Annotated in this window: 9 protein-coding genes; all 9 read left to right on the top strand. The window is 73.7% G+C overall.

Annotated features, from left to right (window positions below; translation table 11 throughout):
- Window positions 1–1,819, top strand: a 1,819-nt coding sequence (locus ACWEQL_RS25175) for an alginate lyase family protein (protein WP_452152575.1), incomplete at its 5' end; no start/stop codon positions are given.
- Window positions 1,820–1,842: 23 nt separating this feature from the next.
- Entirely contained in the window at window positions 1,843–3,372 is a 1,530-nt protein-coding gene (locus ACWEQL_RS25170; protein ID WP_452152574.1) for a right-handed parallel beta-helix repeat-containing protein, read from the top strand.
- A 1-nt stretch (window position 3,373) separates the two neighbouring features.
- Complete coding sequence (locus ACWEQL_RS25165) at window positions 3,374–4,705, top strand: O-antigen ligase domain-containing protein (RefSeq protein ID WP_452152573.1); 1,332 nt, start codon at window positions 3,374–3,376, stop codon at window positions 4,703–4,705.
- A 2-nt stretch (window positions 4,706–4,707) separates the two neighbouring features.
- Complete coding sequence (locus tag ACWEQL_RS25160) at window positions 4,708–5,982, top strand: glycosyltransferase (RefSeq protein ID WP_452152572.1); 1,275 nt, start codon at window positions 4,708–4,710, stop codon at window positions 5,980–5,982.
- Entirely contained in the window at window positions 5,983–7,218 is a 1,236-nt protein-coding gene (locus ACWEQL_RS25155; RefSeq protein WP_452152571.1) for a methyltransferase domain-containing protein, read from the top strand.
- Window positions 7,215–8,036: a glucose-1-phosphate cytidylyltransferase gene (locus tag ACWEQL_RS25150; RefSeq protein WP_452152570.1), complete on the top strand. Its 822-nt coding sequence runs from the start codon at window positions 7,215–7,217 to the stop codon at window positions 8,034–8,036. The genes ACWEQL_RS25155 and ACWEQL_RS25150 overlap by 4 nt, the downstream gene beginning before the upstream one ends.
- A complete protein-coding gene (locus tag ACWEQL_RS25145; protein WP_452152569.1) occupies window positions 8,033–8,725 on the top strand; it encodes a PIG-L deacetylase family protein in 693 nt (230 codons plus the stop codon). Before ACWEQL_RS25150 ends, ACWEQL_RS25145 begins: the two co-directional genes overlap by 4 nt.
- A 3-nt stretch (window positions 8,726–8,728) precedes the next feature.
- The gene (locus tag ACWEQL_RS25140) at window positions 8,729–9,754 is read left to right on the top strand and encodes an NAD-dependent epimerase/dehydratase family protein (protein WP_452152568.1); all 1,026 of its coding nucleotides are present in this window, start codon (window positions 8,729–8,731) and stop codon (window positions 9,752–9,754) included.
- A complete protein-coding gene (locus tag ACWEQL_RS25135; protein ID WP_452152567.1) occupies window positions 9,742–11,025 on the top strand; it encodes a DUF4910 domain-containing protein in 1,284 nt (427 codons plus the stop codon). Before ACWEQL_RS25140 ends, ACWEQL_RS25135 begins: the two co-directional genes overlap by 13 nt.
- The last annotated feature ends 5 nt before the right edge of the window (window positions 11,026–11,030 follow it).

Below are 11,030 nucleotides of genomic sequence, written 5' to 3'. Positions count from 1 at the left end.
CACCGCCGTGCTGCCCGCCGGGGCGCTCGCCGCGGTGGCGCCGGACGCGGCGAAGCGGCTCGTCGCCGCGGCGGACCGGCTGATGGACGGGCGCGCCGAGTTCTTCGGGGTGGTCCGCGACGACATGGCCGCCCCGGACTGGTGGTACGACCCGAAGACCGGGCGCCGGGCCACCGACGGCTACGCCTTCGACGTGCCGTACCGGGACGAGGACGCGGTCGGGGACGTCAAGCAGATCTGGGAGCCGTCCCGGCACCAGTACCTGACCGTGCTCGCCGCCGCCTACGCGGTCACCGGGAACGAGCGGTACGCCGAGCGGGTGGCCGAGCACCTGCGGTCCTGGTGGGCGGTCAACCCGCCGCTGCGCGGCGTGCACTGGATCAGCGGCATCGAGCTGGGCATCCGGCTGCTGTCCTGGGTGTGGGTCCGCCGGCTGCTGGACGGCTGGCCGGGCGCGGCCGGGCTGTTCGAGGACAACCCGGTGGCGCTGGACCAGATCTGGCACCACCAGCGCTGGCTGGCCGCCTTCCCCAGCCGGGGGTCCTCGGCGAACAACCACGTCATCGCGGAGGCGGCCGGGCAACTGGCCGCGGCCTGCGCGTTCGGCTGGTTCCCCTCCTCGGAGCGCTGGCGCTCCGGCGCGCTGCGGTCGCTGGAGCGGCACCTGCGCGGCAACACCTTCCCCTCCGGCCTCAACCGCGAACTGGCGGGCGAGTACCACGGACTCGTCCTGGAGCTCGGCCTGGCCGCGGTGGCCGAGGCGGACGCCGCCGCCGTGCCGGTCCCCCGGACGGTCCGGCTGGTGCTGCTGCGGATGACCGACGCGCTCGCGGCCGTCGTGGACGACCGTCTGCGCCCGCCCCGCCAGGGCGACGCCGACGACGGGCACGGTCTGGTCGTGGACGGCGCGGGCACCGACCGCTGGGCCTCCCTGCTGGCCACCGGGGAGGCCGTGTTCGGCCGCCTCCCCTGGTGGCCGGCGGCGGGCGGCACCGATGTGCGCACCCCGCTGCTGGCCTCGCTCCTCCAGCCGTACGGGCGCAGCGGGAGCACCCCGGCCGTGACCCGCCCGGCGGTCCGGCCGGCCCACTTCCCCGACGCGGGGATGACCGTCCTGCGCGGTCCGGCGGGCATCTGGTGCCGCTGCGACGGCGGCCCGCACGGGTTCCTGTCCATCGCCGCGCACGCCCACGCGGACGCGCTGTCGATCGAGGTCCGGCACGACGGGGTCGACGTGCTCGCGGACCCGGGGACGTACTGCTACCACGGGCAGCCCGCGTGGCGGCGGTACTTCCGGTCGACCCTCGGCCACAACACCCTGGAGCTGGACGGCGAGGACCAGTCCGTCTCCGGCGGCCCGTTCCTGTGGACCCGGCACGCCCGCAGCCGCGTCCTGGTCGCGGACACCTCCGACCCGGCGGTGGCCCGCTGGTGCGCCGAACACGACGGCTACCGGCCGACGGTGCACCGCCGCCGGGTGGAGCTGATCGCCGCGAGCGGGGAGCTGCGGGTGGTCGACGAGGTGCGCGGCGGCCCGCGCCGGGCCGTACGCCTGGCGTTCCACCTCGGCCCGGCGGTCACCGCGGAGCTGACGGGGAACCGGGCGGTGCTGACCTGGACCCGCGACGGCGAGGACCGCTCCGCGGTGCTCGACCTGCCCGGGGAGCTGTCCTGGCGGGCGCACCACGGCGAGAGCGACCCGCCGCTCGGCTGGTACTCCGCCGGCTTCGGACGCAGGGAACCCGCCACCACGCTGGTCGGCACCGGTGTCGCCGACGGCGCGCAGGGGTTCACCACCGTGCTCGGGTTCCGCGGCTAGGGGGTCGGGTGGGGACCAGGAGGGTGGGGATCACGAGGCGGCGCCGGGGGGCGGCGGCGGTGGCGCGGCTGACGCTGGCCCTGCTGGTGGCGACCGGCTGTACGGGCGGGGCGGACGCCCCGCCCGCACCGACCGCGCCGCCGTCCGGGCCCAAGGCCGTGGCCCGGGTCTGCGCCGCCCCCGCGGCCGGGCCGACGAGCGCGCCGGCGGGCGCGGTGACGGTGGACCCCGCGGTGACCGGCGACCTGGCCGCGAAGACCGGGAGCAATCCCCCGCGCACCACGTTCTGGCTGCTCCCGGGCACCCACACGCTGGAGGCGGACCGCTACGCCCAGGTCATGGCCAAGGAGGGGAACACCTACCTCGGCGCGCCGGGCGCGGTGCTCGACGGCCGCAGGACCAACAACTACGCGTTCAGCGGCACCGCCCCCGACGTCACCATCCGCCACCTGACCGTGCGGGGCTTCGTCGCGCCGCACGACGAGGGCGTGGTCAACCACGACATGGCCGACGGATGGGTGATCGAGCACAGCACGATCCGGGACAACTCGGGTGCCGGGCTGATGGCCGGCGCCCGCCAGCAGGTCCGCGGCAACTGCCTGCGCGACAACGGGCAGTACGGGATGAACGCGTACAAGACCGGCGACTCCATCAAGGGCCTGGTGGTCGAGGGCAACGAGGTCACGGGCAACAACACCGACGACTGGGAGCGGCGCCAGCCGGGCTGCGGCTGCTCCGGGGGCATCAAGTTCTGGGCCGTCGACGGCGCCGACGTCCGCGGCAACTGGGTGCACGACAACCGCGGGGCCGGCCTGTGGGCGGACAACAACAACAACGACTTCCTCATCGAGGACAACCTGCTGGAGGCCAACGACGGCGCCGCGCTGGTGTACGAGACCAGCTACAACGCGGTCGTGCGGAACAACACGATCCGGCGCAACGCCTGGGTCGAGGGCCGCCGGCACGCCGCCGCCGGCGACGACTTCCCGTACGCGGCCGTCTACCTGTCGGAGGCCGGCGGCGAACCACGGGTCCCGGCCCGCACGGACCGGATCGAGATCCACCGGAACCTGCTGGAGGACAACTGGTCCGGGATCACCCTGTGGGAGAACGCCGACCGGTTCTGCAACAGCCCGGCCAACACCTCGACCGGCTACTGCACCCTGCTGGTGAACGACACCCGGCGCTGTTCCAGCCCCGCGATCGACACCGCACCGCTCTACGCCGACTGCCGCTGGAAGACCCAGCGGGTGGACATCCACGACAACCGCTTCACCTTCGACCCGTCGGTGGTCGAGTGCGCCGCGGTGTGCGGCCGCATGGCGGTGCTCTCCAACTACGGCACCTATCCGGACTGGTCGCCGTACCACGGCAAGCGGGTGGCCGAGGCGATCACCCTCAAGCAGGACAACCGCTGGCACGACAACGTCTACCGCGGGCCGTGGGGCTTCGTCGTCGACGATCCGGGCCGGCGCCTCTTCTCGGGGCAGTGGCAGGGCGCGCCGTACCAGCAGGACGCGGGCAGCACCTTCGCCGAACAGGCGGGTGGTTGAGATGGGCGGGGACCCTTCGTACGGCGGGCCCGCCGGCGGACCGGGAACGGCGCTCGCGCCGACCGGTGACGGGCGGCGCCCGGACGCCACGCCGAAGGCCGTCTACCTTGTGTGGGTGCTGCTGGGCCTCAACACCCTCGGCTCCGCCGGGGCGAAGACCATCGTCCGGCTGCCCCGCTCGCTCATCCAGATGGCCACCATGGGCGCGCTGGTCACGGCGTTCGCGCTGGCGCTCGTGCTCAACCTCCGGCTGCGGATCCGGCCCAGCGCCTTCCTGTTCCTGCTCACCCTGCTGCTGGTGCCGAGCGTGATCTCCAGCATGCACCTGGAGGTCGGGTTCGGCGCGCTGTTCCGCTGCGCCCGGCTGTCCCTCTTCGTCGCCACGCTGTGGCTGATCGGCCGCTGGTGGACCGACAGCCTGATGTTCGTACGGACCCACATCCGGATGTACTTCGCGGTGCTGGTGTCGGTGGCCGCCGGCCTGGTCATCTCCCCGGGCACGGCCATGCCCGAGTACTACGGCGGGCGCCTGGTCGGCGCGTTGTGGCCGCTCACCCCGCCGCAGATCGGGCAGTACTCCGCGGTGATCATCGGGCTGACCGTGCTGCTCCTGCTGGACCGCCGGACCACCGGGGCCGGTGCGGCGCTGGTCATCGTGCCGACCCTCGTGCTGCTCGCGATGACCCACACCCGGACGGCCACGATCGGCCTGCTCATCGGGCTGGCGCTGGCGATCGGCTCGCTCCTGCTGACCAGCCCCGCCGCCCGCCGCTTCTTCACCTGGGCGCTGCTGACCGCCACGGTGGCCGCGGTGGCGTTCGCCTCCGCGCTGGAGACGTGGTTCATGCGCGGGCAGAGCAAGGAGAACTTCTCCAACCTCACCGGCCGGGCCAAGGTCTGGGACGCCCTGCTGTCCGAGCCCCGGACCGCCACGGAGCAGGTGTTCGGCATCGGCCTGGGCGACAAGTCGTTCGGCGGGCTGCCGATCGACAACAGCTGGCTGGCCGTCTACAACGAGCAGGGTCTGCTCGGCATCGCCCTGGTGGCGGCGATCCTCCTCGTCCTGCTCGGGGTCGCGCTGCTGCGCCCGCCCTCGCTGCCGAGGGCCTGCGCGATCTTCCTGATCAGCTACGTCGCGATCTCCTCGTACACCGAGGCCGGGCTCGGCGACGCCTCGCCGTACCTGCTGCACCTGGCGCTGGCCGCGGCGCTGCTCGCCACCCCCGCCGAGGTCGCGCCCGCCGGGGCCGCGCCCCCGACCACGTCCACGTCCACGTCCACCGTCCCGCGACGACGCATCCCGCGCCGGGACCGCAACCGGGAGGTGACCTGACCGTGCACGTCATGGTGGTGCACAACCGCTACTCCTCCGCCCAGCCGAGCGGGGAGAACAGGGTCGTCGACGAGGAGGTCGGACTGCTGCGCGCGGCCGGCCACCGGGTCGACCTGTTCGAGCGGCGCAGCGACGACATCGCCGCCCGCTCCCTGCTCGGCAAGGTGGCGGTACCGCTCCTCGTGCCGTGGCACCCGGGGGTGCGCGCGGAGCTCACCGCCCGGTTGCGGGCCGAGCGGCCGGACGTGGTGCACGTCCACAACGTCTTCCCGCTGCTGTCGCCGGCGGTGCTCGCCGCCTGCGCCGACGCGGGCGTGCCGGTCGTCGCCACGCTGCACAACTACACCCAGATCTGCCCGCCCGGCACGCTGCACCGGGACGGCCGGCTGTGCACCGCGTGCGTCGGGTCGGTGGCGGCGCTGCCCGCCGTCCGGCACGGCTGCTACCGCGGCTCCCGGCTGGCGACGGTGCCGCTGGCGGTCAGCATGACGGTCAACCGGCGGCGGTGGTGGTCCGGCGTGGAGCGGTTCTTCTGCATCTCGGCGGCGCAGCGCGACGTCCTGGTGCGCTCCGGCATGCCGGCCGAGCGGCTGACGGTGAAGCACAACTTCGTGCCGGATCCGGGCGCCGCGCGCACGGGCACCGGCGAGCACGTGCTCTTCCTCGGCCGGCTCACGGAGTCCAAGGGCGTGCGGCTGCTGATGGCCGCGTGGGACGCGCTCGCCGCGGACGGCGGGGTGGGCGTGCCGCTGGTGCTCGCCGGGGCGGGGCCGTTGGAGGCCGAGGTGGCCGCCTGGGCGGCGGGCCGGGACGACGTGCGCCACGTCGGCCTGTACGACCCGGCCCGGTGCCGGGACGCCGTCGCGCGGGCGGTCGCCGTGGTGGCCCCCTCGGTGTCCCCGGAGACCTTCGGCCTGGTGGTCGCGGAGGCGATGGCGGCCGGGGTCCCGGCGGTCGCCGCCGCCCACGGGGCCTTCGTCGAGCTGGTCGAGGACGGGGTGACCGGGCTGCTGCACCGGCTGGGCGACAGCGCCTCGCTGGCGTCCTGCGTCCGCCGGATCACGGGCGATCCGGAGGGCAACCGGGAGATGGGCCGCACGGCCCGGCTCCGGTACGAGAAGTCCTTCAGCCCGGCGGTCGGGCTGGAGCGGCTGGTGGAGGGGTACCGCGCGGCGATCGCGGCGCGGTCCGGCGGCGCGGACGGTGCGCCGCCGGTAGGGAACGGAAACGCTGGCCCGTTGCGGGGCGTCCCGCGCGGGCAGGAATGGGGGCAGTAGATGACACGATGCCGACTGTGCGGCTCGACGGCGCTGGGGAGCGTCGTCGACCTGGGGGCGACCCCGCCGTGCGAGAGCTTCCTCGCCGCGGACCAGCTGGACGGGCCGGAGCCGGCGTACCCGCTGCACCTGCGGGTCTGCACCGACTGCTGGCTCGCGCAGATCCCGCCGCTGATCACGCCGGAGGAGACGTTCACGGAGTACGCGTACTTCTCCTCGTACTCGACCTCCTGGGTGGATCACGCGCGCTCCTTCGTCGACGGGGCCGTCGAGCGGCTGGGGCTCGGGCCGGACGCCTTCGTGGTCGAGGTGGCGAGCAACGACGGGTACCTGCTCGGGCACGTGGTCGAGCGGGGGATCCGCTGCCTCGGCATCGAACCGTCGGTGAACGTGGGCGCCGCGGCGCGGGAGAAGGGCGTGCCGACGCTCACCGCGTTCCTGGACCCGGCGACCGGTGAGGCCGTCCGCGCCGAGCACGGCCCGGCGGACCTGGTCGTGGCCAACAACGTGTACGCGCACATCCCCGACGTGGTCGGGTTCACCCGGGGGCTGCGCGCCCTGGTCGCCGACGACGGCTGGGTCTCCATCGAGGTGCAGCACCTGCTGACCCTGATCGAGGAGAACCAGTACGACACGATCTACCACGAGCACTTCCAGTACTACACGGTGGCCTCGGCGGCCCGGGCGCTGGCCGGCGGCGGGCTCACCCTCGTGGACGTCGAGCTGCTGCCCACGCACGGCGGCTCCGTCCGGCTGTGGGCCCGGCCCACCGCGGCGGCCGGCGAGCCGAGCCGGGCGGTGGCCGAGGTGCTGGACCGGGAGAAGGCCGCCGGGCTGCGGGACCTGTCGGGGTACACGGCGTTCTCCGCCCGGGTGGCCAAGGTGCGCCGGGACCTGCTGCGCTTCCTCATCGACGCGGCCGAGCGCGGCGAGACGGTCGTCGGCTACGGCGCCCCGGGCAAGGGCAACACCCTGCTCAACCACTGCGGCATCCGGCCCGACCTGCTCCCGTACACGGTCGACCGGAACCCGTACAAGCACGGCAGGTTCACCCCGGGCACGCGGATCCCGATCCTGGCGCCCGAGCAGATCGCCACCGACCGGCCGGACTACGTCCTCGTCCTCCCGTGGAACCTGCGGGCGGAGCTGGTCGAGCAGTTGTCCTTCGTGCACGAGTGGGGCGGCCGGCTGGTCTTCCCCATCCCGGAACTGAGCATCGTCGAGGTGAAGCCGTGAAGGTCGTCCTGTTCTGCGGCGGTTACGGACTGCGGATGCGCAGCGGAGCCTCCGACGACGTGCCCAAGCCGATGGCGATGGTCGGGCCGCGGCCGCTGATCTGGCACGTCATGCGCTACTACGCGTACTTCGGGCACACGGAGTTCATCCTGTGCCTCGGGTACGGGGCCCACCACATCAAGGACTTCTTCCTCAACTACGAGGAGACGACCTCCAACGACTTCGTGCTGCGGGGCGGGCGGACCGAGCTGCTGTCCACCGACATCTCCTCGTGGACGATCACGTTCGCGCAGACCGGCATCGAGTCGCCGATCGGGGAGCGGCTGCGCCGGGTGCGCCACCACCTGGACGGCGACGAGATGTTCCTCGCCAACTACGCCGACGTGCTCACCGACGCCCCGCTGCCGGAGATGATCGACCGCTTCTCGCGGCGCGACGCCGGCGCGTCGATGATGGTGGTGCCGCCGCAGTCCTCGTTCCACTGCGTGGAGCTGGGCGAGGACAACCTGGTGGGCGGCATCACCCCGGTGAGCGAGCTGCCGCTGTGGGAGAACGGCGGCTACTTCGTGCTCCGCCAGGAGGTCTTCGACCACATCCCGGAGAACGGGGACCTGGTCGCCGACGGGTGCGCCGGACTGGCCAAGCGCGGCCGGCTGGTGGCGCATCAGCACCGCGGCTTCTGGAAGCCGACCGACACCGTGAAGGAGCGGGCCGCGCTCGACGAGGCGTACACCAGGGGCGACCGCCCGTGGGCCGTCTGGGAGCGGGACGGCGCGGGCACGGCCGGCGGCGACGGCCTCGTGGCGAGGACCGGGTGATCCGGCTCGGCGCGGGGCGACCGCGCGGGATCGTCGCGCTGGGGGCGCACTGCGACGACATCGCCATCGGCGCCGGCGGCACGCTGCTGACGATGTGCCTGGCGCACCCGGGCCTGCGGGTCGACGCGCTGGTGCTCTCCGGCGGCGGCGGTGAGCGGGAGCAGGAGGAGCGGGCCGCGCTCGCCGCCTTCTGCCCGGACGCCGACCTGCGCCTGACGGTGCTCAAGCTGCCGGACGGCCGGCTGCCCGCGCACTGGGACGAGGCCAAGGCGGCGGTCGAGGAACTGCGCGGGCACGGCGAGCCGGACCTCGTCCTCGCGCCGCGCACCGAGGACGCGCACCAGGACCACCGCGGCCTGGCGCGGCTGGTCACCACCGCGTTCCGCGACCACCTGGTGCTCGGCTACGAGATCGTCAAGTGGGACGGCGACCTCGGCCGCATGGTGGCGTACCAGCCGCTGTCCCCGGAGACCGCCGAACGGAAGGTCCGGCTGCTGCAGGAGCACTACCCCTCGCAGCGGCACCGGCCCTGGTACGACCGGGAGGCCTTCCTCGGGCTGGCGCGGATCCGCGGCATCGAATGCCAGGAGCGCTACGCCGAGGCGTTCGCCGTCACCAAACTCACGCTCGCTCTCGGCACCACCGATCTCCGCACCACTGATCTCGGCAATTCCGATCTGGGGGGATGAACCATGCGCGTACTGCTGACCGGACACCAGGGCTACCTGGGCACCGTGATGGCCCCGGTCCTCGCGGCCGCCGGCCACGAGGTCGTCGGGCTGGACGCCGGCCTGTTCGCCGACTGCGTCCTCGGCCCGGCGCCCGCCGACCCGCCGGGGCACCGGGTGGACCTGCGGGACGTCACCGCCGAGCACCTGGCGGGGGTGGACGCCGTGATCCACCTGGCCGCGCTGTCCAACGACCCGCTGGGCTCGCTGGCGCCGGACCTCACCTACGACATCAACCACCACGCCTCCGTGCGGCTGGCCCGGCTGGCCCGCGACGCCGGGGTGGGGCGCTTCCTGTACGCGTCGACCTGCTCGGTGTACGGCGCCGCCGGCGGCGACGAGCTGGTCACCGAGGACGCCCCGCTGCGCCCGGTGACGCCGTACGCGGAGTCCAAGGTGCGGGTGGAGGACGACCTGCACGAGCTGGCCGACGGCGAGTTCAGCCCGGTGTACCTGCGCAACGCCACCGCCTTCGGCTTCTCGCCCCGGTTGCGCGCCGACATCGTGCTGAACAACCTGGTGGGCCACGCGCTGCTCTCCGGCGAGGTGCTGGTGCTCTCCGACGGCACCCCGTGGCGTCCGCTGGTGCACGCCGCCGACATCGCGCGGGCCTTCGCGGCCGCGCTGGTCGCGCCCCGGGAGGCGGTGCACGACCGGGCGTTCAACATCGGCAGCGAGGCCAACAACGTCACCGTCGCCGAGATCGCCGGGCAGGTCGCCGAGGCGGTGGACGGCGCGAAGGTGGTGATCACCGGGGAGAACGGCGCCGACCCGCGCTCCTACCGGGTGGACTTCTCCCGGTTCCGGGACGCGCTGCCGGGCTTCGACTGCGAGTGGACGGTGAAGCGCGGCGCGCTCGAACTCGCCGAGGCGTACCGGAGGTTCGGGCTGACCAGGGAGGGCTTCGAGCAGCGCTTCACCCGGCTGGCCGTGCTGCGCTCGGCGTCCGGGGCCGGCACCGTCGACGACACCCTGCGGTGGCGCCGGTGACCGCGGTGGGCGAGCGGATGCACGCGCTGGTGGAGCGGCTGTACCCGCTCTGCCGGAGCATCACCGGCGACGGCGTGCGCGCCACCCTGGACATCGTCGGCGAGTACCTCCCGCTGCGGGTGCACGAGGTGCCGACCGGGACACGGGTGCTCGACTGGACGGTGCCGCAGGAGTGGAACATCCGGGACGCGTACATCGCCGACGCCTCCGGCCGCCGGGTCGTGGACTTCGCCGCGTCCAGCCTGCACGTGCTCGGCTACAGCGTCCCGGTGGCGGCCACCATGCCGCTGTCCGAGCTGCGCGGGCACCTGCACACCCTGCCGGAGCACCCGGGCTGGGTGCCGTACCGCACCAGCTACTACACGCCGGAATGGGGGTTCTGTCTCGCGCAGGAGACCCTGGACGCGATGCCGGACGGCGAGTACGAGGTGCGCATCGACTCCACGCTGGCGGACGGCCACCTCACCTACGCCGAGCACGTCGTGCCCGGGCAGGTCGCCGACGAGGTGATCGTCTCCTGCCACGTCTGCCACCCCTCGCTGGCCAACGACAACCTGGCGGGCGTCGCGGTGGCGGTCTTCCTGGCGCGGGAGCTGGCGCAGCGGTCGCCTTACCACACCTACCGGTTCGTCTTCGCGCCCGGCACCATCGGGGCGATCACCTGGCTGGCCCGCAACGCGGAGCGGATCGACCGGGTGAAGCACGGGCTGGTGCTGGCCTGCGCCGGCGACCGGGGGCAGCTGACGTACAAGCGGAGCCGGCGCGGCGACGCGGAGATCGACCGGGTGCTGGAGCACGTCCTGGGCACGTCCGGGCGCCCGCACCGGGTCACCCCGTTCACGCCGTACGGCTACGACGAGCGGCAGTACTGCTCGCCCGGGTTCGACCTGGGCGTCGGCTCGCTCAGCCGGACCCCGTACGCCGGGTACCCCGAGTACCACACCTCGGCGGACGACCCGGACTTCGTCTCCCCGGAGGCGATGGCCGACACCCTGGCGGTCTGCCGCGAGGCGTTCGCCGTCCTCGACCGCAACCGGCGCTACGTCAACCTCAGTCCGTACGGCGAACCGCAGCTGGGCCGGCGCGGGTTGTACGACTCGCTCGGCGGGCGCAGCGACGCCAAGCAGGCCCAGCTGGCCATGCTCTGGGTGCTCAGCCTCTCCGACGGCGAGCACGGCCTGCTGGACGTCGCCGAGCGGTCCGGGCTGCCCTTCGACTCGGTCGCCGCCGCGGCCGACGCCCTGCGTGACGCCGGGCTGATCAAGGCATGACGCCG

Source organism: Kitasatospora sp. NPDC004240 (assembly GCF_053603215.1).
Note: the sequence above shows the minus strand (reverse complement) of the source record. Positions and strands in the feature narration are given on the sequence as shown.